Below are 18245 nucleotides of genomic sequence, written 5' to 3' on the forward strand. Positions count from 1 at the left end.
CCACGGCCTCTTCCACCGATGCCAGCCCTTGCAGGCGGGCCTCGATTTCACCCAGTTCGATACGCAGGCCGCGGATCTTCACTTGATGGTCGATGCGACCGACGTATTCGATCGCGCCGTCTGCGCGCCAGCGAGCCAGGTCGCCGGTACGGTACAGGCGCTCGCCCGCCGTGAAGGGGTCGGCCACGAAACGTTCTGCGGTCAGCCCAGGACGCAGGTGATAACCCCGCGCCAGGCCCACGCCGCCGATGTACAACTCGCCTGCCACGCCTTGCGGCACGGGTTCCAGAAATGCGTCGAGGATGTACAGCCGCAGGTTGTCGATAGGTCGGCCAATCGGTACCTGGTGCCGATCATTTTCTTCATCGCAGGCCCAGTAACTGACGTCGATGGCCGCTTCGGTCGGGCCATAAAGATTGTGCAGTTGTGCACTGTGGCGCTGGCGGAACTGCTGTTGCAGCTCGTAAGGCAGCGCTTCGCCGCTGCACATCACCTGTTTCAGTGACGGGCAGTTTTCCAGCTCGCCGGAGATGACAAAGGCTTGCAGCATCGACGGCACAAAGTGCAGCACGCTGACTTGACCTTCGTTGATCACACGACGCAATTCCAGTGGGTCGCGATGCGCGCCAGGCTCTGCCACCACCAGCGCGGCACCGGTCAGCAACGGCCAGAAGAACTCCCAGACCGACACGTCGAAACTGAACGGGGTCTTTTGCAGGATGCGGTCGGTGTGATCCAGCTGATAAGCCTTCTGCATCCAGTGCAGACGGTTGATCAGCGCCGCATGGCTGTTGCCTGCGCCCTTGGGTTTGCCGGTGGAGCCGGAGGTGTAAATCAGATACGCCAGGTTCTGCGGGCTGCCCAGGGTTGGCAGATCGCTGGCGTCCAGCGCCTGCAATTCAGGCCACTGGCTGTCCAGGCAGAAGGTCTGCGCGGCACTGGCGGGCAGTTGCTCAAGCAGGTGCTGCTGGGTCAGCAACAGTTGCACACCGCTGTCACCGAGCATGTGTTCCAGACGTTCACGCGGGTAGTCCGGGTCCATCGGCACGTAAGCACCACCGGCCTTGACGATGGCCAGCAAGGCCAGCACCAGTTCCAGCGAACGCTCCGCGCACACACCGACCAGCACGTCCGGGCCTACACCCTGCTCGCGCAGCCACCGAGCCAGTTGGTTGGCGCGTGCGTTGAGTTCGCGGTAGCTCAGTTGCTGATTGCCGAACTGCACCGCCAGGGCGTCAGGTGTGGCGGCGACTTGCTGTTCGATCAGGCTTTGCAGTTGCACCTGATCAGGGAAGTCCGCGGTGGTGTCGTTCCAGCCGTGCAGCAACTGTTCGCGATCATTGCCCGAGAGCATCGGCAAGCGGCCCACGACCTGGCGTGGATCTGTGAGCAGCGCCTGCAGCAGGTGCAGGAAATGCTCGCGCATCTGCGCAATGCTCGCGGTATCGAACAAATCGGTGGCGTAGCCAAACTGACCGCGCACCAGGCCATCACGGCTCTCTTCGGTGCTCAGCATCAGGTCGAACTTGGCGATGCCAACGTCCAGTTCGAGGCTTTCCAGGGTCAACCCGCGACCATCGGCTGAAGGCAGTTCGCGCAAGCCGTCGCGCTGACTCGGCAAATGGTTGTAGGCCACCTGAAACAACGGGTTGTAGCTGAGGCTGCGCTCTGGTTGCAAAGCCTCGACCAGGCGCTCGAACGGCAAGTCTTGATGGGCCTGGGCGCCGAGCACCGCCTGACGGGTGCGGTCCAGAAACGCGACGAAGGTTTCGTGCTCGTTCATCTCCGTGCCCAACACCTGAGTGTTGACGAAGAAGCCGATCAGCCGTTCGCTCTCCCCCCTACCACGGTTGGCCACGGGCACACCGACCCGCAGTTCACGCTGGCCGCTGTAACGAAACAGCAGCACTTGATACGCCGCCAGCAACAGCATGAACAGCGTTGCGCCCTGGCTGCGAGCCAACTCACGCAGGCCGCTGCTCAAGGCTGCCGGCAACTGGAAGTCCAGCGCCGCGCCACGGTAGCTCTGCACTGCCGGGCGTGGGCGGTCACTGGGCAGGGTCAGCACCAGCGCTTCGTCGCCCAGTTGACGGATCCAGTAATCCAACTGGCGGTCACCTTCACCGGCCGCCATCCACAAGCGCTGCCAGCGCGCATAGTCGGCGTATTGAACCGGCAAGGCTTCCAATTGTGCTGTGGCACCGCTGACGTGCGCGGTGTACAGACTGGCGAACTCGTCAGTCAGCACGCCCATTGACCAACCGTCAGAGACGATATGGTGCAGTGTCAGCAGCAGGATGTGTTCGCGAGCATCGAGCCGAATAAGCGCCAGACGCAGCAGCGGCCCAGTGCTCAGATCAAAGGGTTGCCGGGCCGCGTGTTCCAGTTGTTCACGGGCTCGTGCCTCGCGCTGTTCAACAGGCAGCGTCGTCAGATCAAAACGTTGCAGCTCCGGATCAAGGCTCGGCAGTATTACCTGAACCGCTTGCGGGCCGTGCTCTCCCTCTATTTCGCGAAACAGCGTGCGCAGGCTTTCGTGCCGGGCGATCAGCGCCGCAAAACTGCGTTGCAACGCATCTTCGTCCAGCTCACCGCGCAGCCGGACTGCCGCCGGGATGTTGTAGGCCGCGCTGTGCGGTTCCATCTGCCACAGAAACCACAAGCGACTTTGCGCAGCCGACAGCGGCGCCTGTTCACACGGCTGGCGCACAATCGGCAGGCGCTCCAGGCGCACACCCTTTTCGCCCAGTTGGCGCAGGAAAATCAGCTGGCGGTCTTCCGGCAGAGCGGCCAGGCGTTCGGCAACCTGCTGCAACTTCTGTTGTTCGGTGTTACTCATCAAAAATTCTCCAACTCGCCCAGCAACTCGTCCATCAGGTCCAGATCAACCTGTTTATTTTGCGCAGCGTCAGGCTGAGCCTGCAGGTGAGCGGCCAACGCCTGGATGGAACTCAATTCGAACAATCGGTGCAGCGGCAACTCCACATTCAGACGCTTGCGCAGGGTCATGCCGACCTGAGTGAGGAGCAGCGAGTGCCCGCCCAGTTCGAAGAAGTCGTCAGTGATGCCGACCTTTTCGATCCCCAGCACGCTCTGCCAGATCTCGACCAGTTGCTGCTCAAGCTCAGTGCCCGGCGCGACATAACCACGCGGACTGGAAGCGAACTCCGGTGCAGGCAAGGCCTTGCGGTCCAGCTTGCCGTTAGGCGACAGCGGCATGGCGGGCAGCACTAGAATCTGCGCAGGTACCATGTATTCCGGCAGTTGCTCCAGCAGTTCACGGCGCAGGCTTTCGCTGTCGTTTCCTTCAGTGCCATGAACCACCACATAACCCACCAGCTGCTTGCCTTGCGGCGTGTCGCGGGCAATTACCACGGCCTCTTCCACCGATGCCAGCCCTTGCAGGCGGGCCTCGATTTCACCCAGTTCGATACGCAGGCCGCGGATCTTCACTTGATGGTCGATGCGACCGACGTATTCGATGGCGCCATCTGCGCGCCAGCGAGCCAGGTCGCCAGTACGGTACAGGCGCTCGCCCGCTGTGAAGGGGTCGGCCACGAAACGTTCGGCGGTCAGCCCCGGACGCAGGTGATAACCCCGCGCCAGGCCCACGCCGCCGATGTACAACTCGCCTGCCACGCCTTGCGGCACGGGTTCCAGGAATGCGTCGAGGATGTACAGCCGCAGGTTGTCGATAGGTCGGCCAATCGGTACCTGATGACGATCATTTTCTTCATCGCAGGCCCAGTAACTGACGTCGATGGCCGCTTCGGTAGGGCCATAAAGATTGTGCAACTGCGCACTGTGACGCTGACGGAACTGCTGCTGCAGCTCGTAAGGCAGCGCTTCGCCGCTGCACATCACCTGTTTCAGTGACGGGCAGTTTTCCAGCTCGCCGGAGATGACAAAGGCTTGCAGCATCGACGGCACAAAGTGCAGCACACTGACCTGACCTTCGTTGATCACCCGACGCAATTCCAGCGGGTCGCGATGTGCTCCGGGTTCTGCCACCACCAGCGCAGCGCCGGTCAGCAACGGCCAGAAGAACTCCCAGACCGACACGTCGAAACTGAACGGGGTCTTTTGCAGGATGCGGTCGGTGTGATCCAGCTGATAAGCCTTCTGCATCCAGTGCAAACGGTTGATCAGCGCCGCATGGCTGTTGCCTGCACCCTTGGGTTTGCCGGTGGAGCCGGAGGTGTAAATCAGATACGCCAGGTTTTGCGGGCTGCCCAGGGTTGGCAAATCGCTGGCGTCCAGCGCCTGCAACTCAGGCCACTGGCTGTCTAGGCAGAAGGTCTGCGCGGAACTGGCGGGCAATTGCTCAAGCAGGTGCTGCTGCGTCAGCAACAGTTGCACACCGCTGTCGCCGAGCATGTGTTCCAGACGTTCACGCGGGTAGTCCGGGTCCATTGGCACGTAAGCACCACCGGCCTTGACGATGGCCAGCAAGGCCAGCACCAGTTCCAGCGAACGCTCTGCGCACACACCGACCAGCACATCGGGGCCTACACCCTGCTCGCGCAGCCAGCGAGCCAGTTGGTTGGCGCGGGCGTTGAGTTCGCGGTAGCTCAGTTGCTGATTGCCGAACTGCACGGCCAAAGCATCCGGCGTTGCAGCGACTTGCTGTTCGATCAGGCTTTGCAGTTGCACCTGATCAGGGAAGTCAGTGGCGGTGTCGTTCCAGCCGTGCAGCAACTGTTCGCGCTCAGTCGCGGCCAGCATCGGCAAGTGCGCCAGTGCTTGCTCGGCGCTGTCACAGAAGCTCAGCAGCAGGCACTCGAAATGCTCACGCAGACGCTCGACCTGGCTGGCGCAGAAGCGCTCGGAACGATAGCCGTAACGCACATCCAGGCACTCACCGGCACTGGCGACCAGGGTCAGCGCGTAGTTGGTGGAGTCCACCGGCTGATGACCGAGGACACGCAGGCCGTCTTCACCTGCCGCCGAATGCGTGAGCGCGGTATCCATTGGGAAGTTCTCGAACACCAGAATGCTGTCGAACAACGCCTGACCACCACGCCCGGCCCATCGCTGAATGTCGTACAGCGGGCTGTGTTCGAACTCGCGCACTTCCAGGTTGTAGGCCTGCAATTCACGCAGCCAGTCACCCAGTGCCTGAGCGGCCTGCGGTTGCTGAACGATAGGCAAGGTATTGATGAACAGCCCGAGCATGTCCTCGGCACCCGGCAGATTTCCCGGACGCCCGGCCACAGTGGCCCCGAAGGCTACCCGCGACTGACCGCTGTAGCGTTGCAGCAGCAACAGCCACGCCCCTTGCAGCAGGGTATTGAGGGTCACGCGCTGTTGCTGGGCAAACTGCTGCAAACGCTGACTGGCGACGGCATCGAACTGGCTGCGCACCTCGCGCGTCGGTTCCACGACATAGCTGCCCGCGCAGGCAGTCGCCAACAGCGTCGGCTCGTCAAAACCCGCCAGACGCTGACGCCAGAAGCGCTCACCGAGGCTGGCATCCTGCACCTGCAACCACGCGATGTAATCACGGTAACGGCCCGCTACCGGCGGCAGACTGCTGCCCTGATAAGCGGCCAGCACTTCACCGATCAAGCGGGCGCTGCTCCAGCCGTCCAGCAACAGGTGATGACAGGTCCACAGCAAGTGGAAGCGCCGTTCACCGAGACGTACCAGTGCCAGACGCTGCAAGGGCGGACGCGTCAGGTCAAAGCCGCGGTGCCGCTGACTGTCGGCCAATGCGTCGAGCGCTACCCGGTCGGTACTGCGCTCGCGCCAATCGAAATGCTCCACCGGCAGTTCGGCGTGGCGCAACACGAACTGCAAGGGCACTTCAAGACCTTCAGTCAGGAAGCCACTGCGCAGCGTGGCATGGCGACTCAGCACCTGCTGCCAGGCCGCCACGAAGCGGGCTTCGTCGAGGTTGTCCAGGTCCACGCGCAGTTGGTTGACGTAGAGCGCCGAGCCCGGCACATCAAGGGCGTGGAACAGCATGCCCTGCTGCATCGGAGCCAGCGGATACAGGTCTTCCAGGTTACTGGCGTCCACCGGCAAGCTGTCCAGCGTGGCCTGATCCAGGCCCGCCAGTGGTACGTCACTCGGGGTCAACGCCGGAGCGGCTTGCAGACAGTGCTGCAACAAACCTTGAAGCTCTGCCTGGAGCACGCTCAACAATTGATCGATCAGTGAGGCGTCGAACATCTCACGGCTGTAGTGCAATTCCAGTTGCAGGCAACCGCCGAGGACCTTGCCGTTGAACACCAGCCAATTGCCCAATTGCGCGTCATCGGCATGGCTGCGGCCGACCGACTCTTTGGCCGGGAGGAATGCCGAATCAGTGAACTGCTGGTCGAACTGCCCCAGGTAATTGAAGGTTACTCGTGCTGGCGGCAGCTCTTGTAACTGCGCACCCAATGGACTGAGGTAGCGCAGCAAGCCGTACCCGATACCGGCACGTGGCACGCCACGCAACTGCTCTTTGATGGCTTTCAACGATGCGGCGGCATCGCCTTGAGGACTCAGGCGCACAGGGTAAAGACTGGTGAACCAGCCCACGCTGCGGCTCAGGTCCAGCGCCGCACCCTGATCAAAAGCATCGCGGCCATGGCCTTCCAGTTCGATCAGCGCCTGTTCGGCACCGCTCCAGCTGCACAGCGCACGGGCCAGTGCGGTGAGTAACAGGTCGTTGATCTGGGTGCGGTACGCCTGCTGAGCCGGGCCGAGCAGTTGCCGGGTAGCTTCGCTGTCCAGGCTGAAGCCTGAGTGTGCGGCTTCGCGCCAAGTGGTGCGGGCATCACTGCGCGTCTGCGGCAACGCCGGAGCGTCTTGCAGCTGCGCTTGCCAGTAACCCAGTTCGGCTTGCAACTCGACGCTGTTGGCGAAGGCATGCTGACGCTGGGTCCAGGCCTGATAGCTGTCACTTTTAACCAGTTGCGCCGCAGCCTTGCCTGCCAGTAATTGACGGTAGGCGCTTTCGAGGTCTTCCAGCAGCACCCGCCACGACACACCGTCTACCGCCAGGTGATGAATAACCAGTAACAGGCGCTCGCTGCCATCTTCCAGGCTGACATGCATCGCTCGCAGCAACGGACCTGCGCTCAGATCAAGGCTGCGTTGCGCCTCGTCACACAGCCGTTCCAGGGTCTGCTCATCACTGGCACGGCGACGCCACAGCAGCGTCAGGTCCAGCAAACCCGGCTCGGCATAGACCTGCCGCACAGGCTGGGTGTGACTGTCGAAGCGCAGGCGCAGGCTGTCGTGCTGACCGAGCAACCAGTGCAGCGCACGCGCCAGGGTGTCCAGGTCCAGCGGCGACTTGGGCTGCAGCAAAATTGCCTGGTTCCAGTGGTTGCGTTGGTCACTGTGAACACGCTCGAAGAACCGCGCCTGCACCGGCGCCAACGGCAACTCGCCACCGACGGACACCGCAGCTGCGGCGGCTGTCGCCACCGGCTTGGCCGGGCCGCGACTTTCCAGCCACTGCGCCAGTTGGCGGACGCTTTGACGCTCGAAGAGTTGTTTGGGGCTGAGTTTATAACCCAGCTTGCGAATGCGCGAAATGATTTGCAGGCTGAGAATCGAGTCGCCGCCCAGTTCGAAGAAGTTGTCTTCGGCACGTACTGTTTCAATCTTCAGCACGGCTTGCCAGATGTCGGCCAACTGGCTTTCCAGTTCGCTCATCGCCGTTTCCGGCGCACTGCCAGCCTCCACCACCGGGCCACGCGGCAGTGCCTGGCGGTCAACCTTGCCGTTGGCGGTCAATGGAATACCAGGCAGCAGCATCAACTGCGCGGGCAGCATGTATTCAGGGACCTGCCCTGCCAGTGCCTGACGCAGGCTTTCAGCGTTGCCAGCACTGCTGACGCACCATGCCAACAGGCGCAATGGTCCCTCGGCTTCGCGCTCGGCCAGTACCAGCGCGGCACTGACGCCAGGCAGCGCTTTCAGGGCCTGGGTAATTTCCCCCAGCTCAACCCGGTAACCGCGAATCTTGACCTGCTCATCGAGACGGCCGAGGAACTCGATCAGGCCGTCATGGCGCAGGCGTACCCGGTCACCGCTGCGGTACAGACGCTCTCCGTCGATGTGCACGAAACTCTCGGCGGTGAGTTCCTGCTGGCCAAGGTAGCCATCAGCCAGCCCGGCACCTCCAATCAACAGCTCACCCGGCACGCCAACCGGCAACGGGTTGCGGTACTCGTCGACAACCCGCACGTGGCAGTTGGGCAATGGCCGACCGATTGCCAGCGCGCCCAACGGTAGTTCGGCGTCATGCGCCAGTTCATGGGTCAAAACACCGACCGTCGCTTCGCTCGGGCCATAGTGATTGACGATGCGGCAAGCCGGTGCCAGCTCCCGCACCTGGTGCAACAGACTGCGGTCGCACGCTTCGCCGCCCACTACCAGCAGTTGACGCGGCAGCAGCCGGGCTTCGGGCAGTGCGGCGAGCAAACCGCTGAGATGACCGGGAACAATTTTCAGTACATCCACCGCATGCTGTTGCATGAAGGCGGCAAAACATTCGGCATCCGCTACATCATCCTGGCTGGCCAGACACAGGCGGCCACCGGAGCACAACGCCCCGAACAGCGTGGTGTTGCCCAGGTCGGCGGCCACCGACGAGACCATCGCCATGCCCTGCCCGGGCTGCAGATCCAGACGTGCCTGAATACCTTGAACGTAGTTGGCCAATGCGCCGTGGCTGACGACAACGCCCTTGGGTTGTCCGGTCGAGCCGGAGGTAAAAATCACATACGCCGCGTGAGCAGCGTCGACTGGCAGTGAAGGTGCGGCGTCGGAGAAACCGTCCTCGCTGCCAGCATCGACCAACAGTGCCGCATCACCGAAGCTGGTCAGCCACGCAGGATCACCGAGCAATACACAACGTGCGTCGCTCTCGACCACCAGACGTTGCAGCCGCGCCAACGGCAGCGCCGGGTCCAGTGGCACGTACGCCGCCCCCGCCTTCATGACGCTCAACAACATCAGCACCCACTGGCTGCTGCGCACCTGACACAGCGCCACGCGGTCGCCCGCTTGCACACCGGCGGCCTGCAAGCGTCGCGCCAGTCGATTGGTTGCAGCGTCAAGCTGGGCATAACTCAACTGACCATCCCAGGCCTGCACGGCAATCGCCTCTGGCCGTGTCAAAACCTGAGCGGCGAACCCGGCCAACACATCGCTGAACGGCCACTGTTGCAGTTCGCCGCGCAACTCGGCAGCCTCACCCAATGCCGCCAGCGGCAGCTCGGACAACGGACGTGCCGGTGCTTCGCAGAGACGGGTGAGCAACTGGCGGAAGGTCTGCGCGATGGCCGCCACGCTTGGTGCATCAAACAAGTCGCTGGCATAGACAAAGCTGCCGCGCAGCACATTGTCCTGCCCTTCGGCCATGTCCAGCGCGAGGTCGAACCGTGCGCCGTATTGCTCTTCACTGAACAGCTCAAGCCGCAGGTCGCCAGCATTCGGCAGGACGCTCACATCGAAGCCGAAGTTGAACTTCACCTGCACCAACGGGTTGTGCGCCAGGCTGCGTTCGGGCTGCAAGGCTTCTACCAGTTGTTCGAACGGCAAGTCCTGATTGGCCTGGGCGCCGAGTGCCAGTTGACGGGTTTCGGCGAGCAGCGCAGCAAAGCTGGCTGAGTCGTCTATTTGGCACGGCATGACCTGGGTGTTGACGAAGAAACCGATAAGGCCTTCGGTTTCCATCTGCTGTCGACTGGCCACCGGCACTGCGATGCGCAGGTCGCGCTGACCGCTGTAGCCCCGCAGCAAGACACCGTAAGCGGCCAGCAGCAGCATGAACAACGTCACGTTATGCGCCTTGGCCAACGCCTTGAGGCGAGTACCAAGCTCGCGGTCCAGTTCGAAGCCCAGGCTCGCGCCACGGTAGCTTTGTACGGCAGGACGCGGACGATCGGTCGCCAGTTCGAGCACGGTCTGCTCGGTGCCCAGGCGCTCCTTCCACCAGGCAAGCTGCCGCGCGCCCTCGGCGCTGGCCAACAGCTCGCGTTGCCACTGCGCATAGTCGGCGTATTGCACCGACAGCGGAGCCAGAACTGGTTCGCGCTGCCCCGTGAATGCCCCATATAGCTCACTGAACTCATTGACCAGTACCCGGATCGACCAGCCATCGGAGACCATGTGGTGCATGGTCAAAAGCAGCACGTGGTGATCGTCCCCCAAACGAATGAGGCTTAGACGCAGCAACGGCCCCTGGCGTAAATCGAAGGGTTGCAGCGCTTCGGTTGCCGCCAATTGTCGTGCCTGCTGCTCAGCATCAACGACGCCAGACAGGTCGTGTTCGACCAGAGGCAATGGTTGCGCGGACTCGATGACCTGGAATGGGTGGCCGTCGATTTCGTCGAAACGGGTGCGCAGGGTCTCGTGACGCTGTACCAGCGCATCGAAAGCGCGGCGCAGCGCGGCAAGATCCAGCGCACCGCGCAAACGCAGCGCACCGGGCACATTGTAGGCCGCGCTTTGCGGCTCCATTTGCCAGAAGAACCACAGGCGGCTCTGGGCGGCTGACAGCGGCATCGCGCCATTGCGCGGCAGGGCTCGCAGCACTGAGTGGGTGCTGACCGAGACGTCCTGGGCAGCCAGTCGCGCCGCGAACTCGTTCAACCGTGAGCATTCGAAAAGGGTACGCAGCGGGCACTCCAGGCCCAGGTCACGCATGATCCGCGACACCACCTGAGTCGCCAGCAGCGAGTGCCCGCCCAGATCAAAGAAATCATCCTGACGACCGACACGCGCCACGCCGAGGACTTCACTCCAGATCGCAGCGACCTGGCATTCGATGCCGTCCAGTGGCGCAACGAATTCGGCACCCTGCCCTTGCGGTTCCGGCAGCGCGTTGCGGTCCAGCTTACCGTTGATGTTCAGCGGCAGGCTGTCGAGCAACAGAATGTGTGCAGGTACCATGTAGTCCGGCACCTGATCGCGCAGGGCCGTTTTCAAGCTGTCGGTGTTCAATGGCTGACCGCCGACGGCAACCACGTAGCCCACCAGTTGCAGGCCCTGCGCCGACTCACGGGCGCATACCGCCGCCGCATGAACGCCCGGCAGCGCTTGCAGGCGCGCTTCGATTTCCCCCGGTTCGATCCGGAAGCCACGAATTTTTACCTGTTGGTCGACACGCCCCAAATAGTCCATGGCGTTGTCTTCACGCAGGCGGACCCGGTCACCGGTCCGATACAGGCGGCCGCCAGCAGCGCTGAACGGATCAGCGATAAAGCGCTCGGCGGTCATTGCCGGACGCTGGTGGTAACCCCGCGCCAAGCCTTCGCCGCCGATGTACAGCTCGCCCGCGACGCCACGTGGCAGAGGCTGCAACTGATCATCGAGCACGTACAGGCGACGCGCGCCGACCACTTCGCCAATCGGCGCATACGCCGCGCCGCACTGGGCGCTGGCATCTGCCTTCCACAAGAGCGGCGTGACCACTGTTTCGGTCGGGCCGTAGCCGTTGATCAGATGTTCGGCCTTGAGGTGTCGCCGGGCCAGTTCGAAACTGGCTTCGGGCACCGCGTCGCCGCCAAAGCAATAGATCCGCATGCTCGGCACAGGGCCTTGGCGCGCGGCCTCCTCGGCCAACTGCAACAGGTAAGCCGGCGGGAAAGCCGCCACGCTGACCGAATGTTCACGCAGTTGATTCAGGGTTTGCTCGGCGGTCCACAGCTCGTCACCGCGAATCAGCACACTGGCCCCGTGCGACAGCGCCGTCAGCCAGCGCTCGTGAGCACCGTCGAACGCAAAGGACATGAAAATCAGCTCACGGTCGGCAGCGCTCATCGCATAACGCTGACCAATCGCCTGGCAATGCATGGCGATTTCACCGTGGGCGACCGCCACCCCTTTTGGCTGGCCAGTCGAACCCGAGGTGTAGATCAGGTACGCGAGGTTTTGCGCCTCGACAGTCACTGGCGGGCGCTGCGTCGATTCGCGACTCAGGACCAGTTGATCAAGCTCCAGACTCAGCACACCGTCCGGCAGAGACAACCGGTCGCGCAAGCTGCTGTGGGTCAGTACCCAGTGAATACCGGCGTCCTGTATCAACCACGTCAGACGTTCACGCGGGTAGTCGATATCCAGCGGTACATAGGCGCCCCCGGCTTTCATGATCGCCAGCAGGGCCAAAGGGATTTCCACTCCACGCGGCAGGGCCACACCGACGCGTACTTCGGCGCCAATGCCTTGGGCGATGAGGTGATTCGCCAGTGCGTTGGAACGCGTTTCCAACTGGGTAAAACTGAACTGATGCTGCTGGTCAATCAGGGCTGGGCGATCGCCCAGCGCCAGACACTGCTCGGCAATCCGCTCGCTCAGCGGGGTAAAAGCCTGCACTGGCCAATCGGCGGTGTCACGCCATTCGCTTTCGGGCAGCCATGCCGCGGCTTGCAGCGGCTGATCAGCAGGCTGCTGCAGCAGGGTTTGCAGCAGGCGCCGGAAGTTACTCGCCAGACGCTGCATGCCGGCGGCGGCATAGCCCTCGCTGGCATAGCAGAAGTTCAGATGCAGGCCGTCCTGGCTTTCACGCACACGCAACACCAGATCGAATGGCGTTTGCAGGTCGATCTGTTCCAGCGCTTCGACCTGCAAGCCGCTGAGGTTGTCCGCGGCACGGGTTTGCCACTGATAATCGAAGGCCACCTGGCACAGCGGATGACGGCCATGACCACGCTCCGGGTGCAAGGCTTCCACCAGTTGCTCGAACGGCAAAGACTGATGCGCCTGCGCCTGCAGCACGTTGTCTCGCACCTGATGCAGCAGCTCTGCCAGGGTAATACCCGCAGGCAGCTCGCAACGCAAAACCAGCAGATTAACGAAGAAACCTACCAACGCTTCGCTGTCCAGACTTTCGCGTCCCGCCTGGGTCAGGCCCACGCGCAAGTCGTGGGTTGCGCTGTAGCGCTGCAACAACAGATTGAAGGCGGCCAGCAGCAGCATTGCCGGGGTGACGCCATGGCGCAGTGCCAACTGGCCGAGTTTCGCACTCAAGTCAGCGCCCAGTTCATCGTCAATGAATGCGGCACGGCGGCTTTGCTGTGGCTGGTAAGGCAAGGCAAAAGGTAGCTCCAGCGGCACATGCCGGGTGCCGAGGCGCTCTTTCCACCACTGCAACTGACGCTCGCCCTCACCGGCTTGCAGTTGCTGGCGCTGGGCCTCGGCAACGTCCAGGTATTGGCGTGACAAGGGCGCGATAGTGGCTTCACGACCTTGCAGACGGGCACTGTACAGCTCAGCGAACTCCCCGAGCAGCAGGTTCAGGGACCAGCCATCGGCCACGATGTGATGCACACACAGCAACAGCTGCTGGCGGTCAGTGTCCAGCTGCTGCACACGCAGACGCAGCAACGGGCCGCTGGTCAGATCGAACGGCTCAGCGACAAAGCGCTCGGCATCGGCACGGGCTTCGATTTCACGCTCGGCCTCGGCCAGGGAACCAAGTTCTACCTCGCTCAGAGGGACCGCGCCGGGCGCGGCAAACTGCAGCGTTACCTCGCCGTTTTCGGACTCGACAAAACGACTGCGCAGCACTTCATGCCGTTGCAACAAGGCCGCGAAAGCCTCCTGCAATACGGTCAGGTTGAGCTGACCACGCAGCCGCAAACGGCCGCCAATGTTGTACACGGCGCTGTGCGGTTCGAGCTTCCACAGGAACCACAAACGCTGCTGGGCAGCAGATGGCAGCAATAGGCCCTGACGGTCGAGCAGCGCGACGGGGACGACCGATTGCTGCGGCTGGCTGCCCAGCGCGGCGACGAAAGCGTCCAGTTGAGGCGCCTCGAACAATAGGCGCAACTCCACTGCATGACCTCGGTGTTCACGCAGTCGAGCCATCAGTTGCGCTGCCTTGATCGAGTTACCGCCCAAGGCAAAGAAGTTAGCGTCACGCTGCGTCACAGGCGAATCCAGCACCTGCGTCCACAACTCGGCCATGGCCTGCTCGGCAGCACTGAGCGGCGTATTGTCCTGCTTCGCGTTGTCGAGCATCCGCCCGGCACGCTGTATGGCATAGCTGGCGACACTGCCGTCGGCCAGGCCCTGACGGCAGGCTGAGCGTTGCAGTTTGCCACTGGATGTTTTTGGCAGAGCACCCGGTTCAAGCAGCGCGATCAACACAGGGACTTCCTGAAAACGCTCTGCCACGGCCTCACTGATGGCCTTGATCAGCGCCTCGGCAGGCACCAGCTTGCGCACGCTGCGGCCGATTTCTGCCGCGATGCCAATCCCTTCATTGCCATCATGTTCAATGGCGAACGCCGAAACACGGCCCTTGCGCACCACGTCCACTTCTTCTTCAACGCAGCGTTCGAGATCCTGCGGGTACAGATTCTGGCCACGAATAATGATCATGTCTTTCAGGCGACCGGTGATGAACAACTCACCGCCGTGCATGAAACCCAGGTCGCCGGTGCGCAGCCAGACACGGCCGTCACGCTCAATGAAGCTCTTGGCAGTGGCTTGTGGGTTGCGCCAGTAGCCGCTGGCTACGCTCGGGCCAGAGCTCCAGACTTCGCCGACACCGCCCTCGGCTACCGGCTCAGTACTGACCGGATCAACCAGCATCAACGGATGCTGTGGCTGGCCCCAGCCACAGCTGACCAGACGGCTGCCGGAGCCCGGGCGACCGAGGTTATCGGCCAGCGCGTGGGTATCCACCTCAATCTGGGCAATCCCTTGACCACGCCGACTGCCGCTGACGAACAACGTGGCTTCCGCCAGGCCGTAACTGGCGAACCAGGCGTTTTCGTCGAATCCGGCCACGGCAAACTGGCTGGCAAAGCGTTCCAGCGTGTCGGGACGGATCGGCTCGGAGCCGGAATACGCCAGTCGCCAGCAGCTCAGGTCGAGGCCTTTGAACGCGGATTCCTTGAGTCGCTCGCAGCACAGACGATAGGCAAAGTCAGGGCCGCCGCTGATGGTCCCCCGGTACTTGCTGATCGCTTCGAGCCAGCGCTGCGGCCGTTCGAGAAAGTAACGGGGCGACATCAATACGCAGGGAACGCCGCTGTAGATCGGTTGCAGCAGACCGCCAATCAGACCCATGTCATGGAACAGTGGCAGCCAGCTGACCATCACATCGTTATCGCCAATCGACAGCCCGTGGCGAATCAGCCGCTCATTGGCCAACAGGTTGCCCTGAGTGACCTGTACCCCCTTGGGAGTCGACGTGGAGCCAGAGGTGTATTGCAGAAAGGCTATGTCGTCGTCATGCAGCGTCGGTAGTTGCCATTGTTCGGCCAGCGCGCTCGGCACCTGATCGACCGCCAGCAGCAGCGGCGACTCACCGTTGCTACGCTCACAGGCTGGGCGCAGAGCCTCGATCAGAGTCGAATCGGTCAGTACCAGGCTCGGCTCGGCATCGTCGAGAATAGCGCGCAGGCGCATCAGATGCTGCGGGCGTACCGATTCTGGCGGATAGGCCGGAACGGCAATAATGTTCGCATACAGGCAAGCGAAAAAGGCGGTGACGTAATCTGGACCACTCGGCAGCAACAACACCGCACGCGCTCCCGAAGCGGCATGCTGGCGCATCTGTACAGCCAGGGCTCGTGCACGCTCGTCCAGCTCTCGGTAACTGAGCGGTTGATCGCCGTCTTCGGCTATGAAACGCAGTGCGATCTTTTCAGGTGTCTGGCAGGCACGCTGCTGCAACACCTCAACCAGGTTGACGGCTTCGTAGGGGTCATTCATGGCATCACCTGTTATGGACGACGGGCAGTGGCCCGCCCGCCGGGGCAGTTCTGAAAAAAGAAAAAAGCCGCGTCAGCCTTGCCTCAAGCGCTGAAGAGCCAGAGCTAAAAAGCTGACGCGGTAATCAACGCTTCAGGAAAGCGTGCTGACTTGATGACCTTCAGCCATAGCCACCACTACTTTGCGCGGCCCGCTGAACGGCGAGCGGGCGTGGGCAGCCAGCATGTTGTCGAGCATCAGGACGTCGCCGCTGTACCACGGGAAAACCACTTTGGTTTCCTCCAGCACACCGCGCACTTCATCGAGCAGCGAATCTTCGATTGGGCTGCCGTCGCCGTAGTACACATTGCGCGGCAAGTCCTCCTCGTCGACCACCTCCAGCAGGTTTTCCCGTACTTCCTGTGGCAGGTTGGAGATGTGAAACAGGTGCGCCTGGTTGAACCAGACCCACTCCGCAGTGCGCGGATGACGCGCCACCGCCTGGCAGAGTTGGCGCGTACGCAGTTCGCCGTCGTCTTTCCACTCGCACTCGATACAGTGCTGACGGCAGTAGGCTTCGACTTCCTGCTGGTTATCGGTGTTGAACACTTGTTCCCACGAAACATCCAGACCGTTGCCGAAATTGCGCACGTACATCAGGCCGCGTTCGGTGAAGCGCTCGCGAATAGCCTGCGGCACACGCCGATAGACCTCGCGGCTGTCCGCCACCGGGGTTTCACCGCCGACCAGCGCGGCCTGCACGCAATAGAACCAGATTCTCATCGGCCATTCGCGGGTGTAGGCCTGCTCGTTGTGCAGTGGAATGTGCTGATGGGCCGGATACTCGGTGGACGTATAAACACCGGAGGTCACATTGCTGCGTGGCGTTGAACCGAACTCGTATTTGAGCAGCGGATGACCAAAGCCTGCCGCAAACTCTCTGAAGCGCTCGGCACCGCCGACGTGAAAACCACGCAACAACAGGCCACCGCACTTTTCCAGGCGCTCGGTGCTCAACACGCGCAACTCGGCGAGCGCATCCTGCAGATCAATGCCTTCGTGGCGCGCCTGGACCAACAACGGCAGGTCGCCGCGAACGCCGGGCAACGTCTCAAAGGTAAACAGTTGACTGGAATCCATCGCGCATTCTCCGCTCAAGCCGTAACCGGCTGTTGCACTGGCCCGACTGGCTGCAGGCGCTCGACCATCAGCTCGAGCAGGTGCGCTTCATGGGCATTGATAAAAAAGTGGTCGCCGTCAAACATCTCCAGAGAGAAGCCTTCAGCGGTTTCGTTCTGCCACGCCGACAAAGCCTCTACCGACATGCGGTCATGCTTGCCGCCAAACACATGAATCGGGCTACTGAGCAATGCCCGGCGGTCATAGCGATAACGGCCACACAAGAGAAAGTCGGCACGCAGTACCGGCAGAGTCAGGAGCAGCATTTCCGGGTCCGCGAACACCGCATCATCGGTTCCGCCCAACTGACGCAAACGGGCCAGCAACTGCTCATCGCTCTGCTCTGCCTGCAAGTCGGTGTGGTACTCACGGTGGGCGGGAGCCGGTGCGCCGGAGACGAACAGCGCTCGCGCAGGCGGTGCCCCTTTGCGCCGCAAGGCGTGGGCCAACTCGAAGGCGAGCAACGCTCCCAGACTGTGACCGAACAGCACGTAAGGCAGATCAAGGCGACCTTCCAGTTCGACGGCAAGCTGCGCCACCAGCGCTGGCATATCGGTTTGCAGCGGCTCGTTAAAACGTCGGCCACGACCGGGCAACTCAAGCGGACAGACTTCTATCCATGCTGGCAGCGAGCGACGCCAGCGCAGATAAACCATGGCGCTGGCACCCGAATAAGGCAGACAGAACAGTCGCAGGGCAGGACGCTGCATGGCTTAACGTGCCTCCGCCTGCCCGTCCATCTTTTGCCGCAGGCTCAGGGGCCGCATGTCGGTCCAGACCTGCTCGACGTAGGCCAGGCAATCAGCCTTGTTGCCCTGCTTGCCCGCCTCACGCCAGCCGGCCGGCACGGCCTTGTAGTCGGGCCACAGCGAATACTGTTCTTGCTGATTGATCAGAACCTTGTACAGCGCGTCTTCGCGATCAAATGCCATCGGACTTACTCTCCTGTCGCCAGCGAATAGATCGGTAGAAGGCCTTTTACGTCGGCCTTCTTACCTGCTTTCCAATAAGACGAAGGGGGGATGAGAATAATTATGATTAAGTGAGAGATTGTTTCAGCCTGCGCCGCAGCCGGCATTGCACCGTGATGCGAGTGTTGCGGGTGTTGCGGGTGTTGTTGCAACGGACGGGCCGCGCAGCGTGCGGCGCAAGCGCGCGACCCGGTCCCGAGCCAGTTCCGGTGTCGAGGCATCAACGGGCAATGCTGGCCCGGCCATCCGCGCGTTCATTTCAAGGGCTTTGGTGGGATCTTGCAGGCTGACGGCTATGCCGGTTTTGCTCAGATGTATGCGACAGGCACTATTCAGCAAGCTGCGTGCGGGGCTCACGCCCGGCGCAAGGTTTACGATGTTTGCAACGAGCACCGCGAGGCCTCGATAGCTTTGAATCAGACAGTCTGCCATCGCCGCCTT

Annotated in this window: 5 protein-coding genes and 1 pseudogene; 1 reads left to right on the plus strand and 5 read right to left on the minus strand. The window is 62.2% G+C overall.

Going from position 1 to position 18245, the window contains the following annotated elements; translation table 11 throughout:
• The 5 genes from EE949_RS15010 to EE949_RS15030 form a co-directional block, all read right to left on the minus strand.
• Window positions 1–2839, minus strand: a 2839-nt coding sequence (locus EE949_RS15010; protein ID WP_122665007.1) for an amino acid adenylation domain-containing protein, incomplete at its 3' end; no start/stop codon positions are given.
• The gene (locus EE949_RS15015; RefSeq protein ID WP_122665008.1) at window positions 2839–15675 is read right to left on the minus strand and encodes a non-ribosomal peptide synthase/polyketide synthase; all 12837 of its coding nucleotides are present in this window, start codon (window positions 15673–15675) and stop codon (window positions 2839–2841) included. The genes EE949_RS15010 and EE949_RS15015, both read right to left, overlap by 1 nt.
• A 132-nt stretch (window positions 15676–15807) precedes the next feature.
• Entirely contained in the window at window positions 15808–16794 is a 987-nt protein-coding gene (locus tag EE949_RS15020; protein WP_122665009.1) for a TauD/TfdA family dioxygenase, read from the minus strand.
• Window positions 16795–16808: 14 nt separating this feature from the next.
• On the minus strand, window positions 16809–17543 hold the full coding sequence (locus tag EE949_RS15025) for a thioesterase II family protein (RefSeq protein WP_122665010.1): 735 nt from the start codon (window positions 17541–17543) through the stop codon (window positions 16809–16811).
• Between the two features lie 3 nt (window positions 17544–17546).
• A complete protein-coding gene (locus EE949_RS15030) occupies window positions 17547–17765 on the minus strand; it encodes an MbtH family protein (RefSeq protein ID WP_122665011.1) in 219 nt (72 codons plus the stop codon).
• 318 nt (window positions 17766–18083) lie between these two features.
• Between EE949_RS15030 and EE949_RS30260 the strand changes: the two are divergent.
• Window positions 18084–18167 (plus strand): annotated as a pseudogene (locus EE949_RS30260) (IS66 family transposase); the annotation flags it as partial.
• Window positions 18168–18245 lie beyond the last annotated feature (78 nt).

This window comes from Pseudomonas viridiflava (assembly GCF_900602065.1).
In the GTDB taxonomy this organism is placed as follows: Bacteria; Pseudomonadota; Gammaproteobacteria; order Pseudomonadales; family Pseudomonadaceae; genus Aquipseudomonas.

Coding starts and splice junctions, on each gene's coding strand:
- EE949_RS15015 (WP_122665008.1), bottom strand. CDS start 15,675: ATGAATGACCCCTACGAAGCCGTCAACCTGGTTGAGGTGTTGCAGCAG.
- EE949_RS15020 (WP_122665009.1), bottom strand. CDS start 16,794: ATGGATTCCAGTCAACTGTTTACCTTTGAGACGTTGCCCGGCGTTCGC.
- EE949_RS15025 (WP_122665010.1), bottom strand. CDS start 17,543: ATGCAGCGTCCTGCCCTGCGACTGTTCTGTCTGCCTTATTCGGGTGCC.
- EE949_RS15030 (WP_122665011.1), bottom strand. CDS start 17,765: ATGGCATTTGATCGCGAAGACGCGCTGTACAAGGTTCTGATCAATCAG.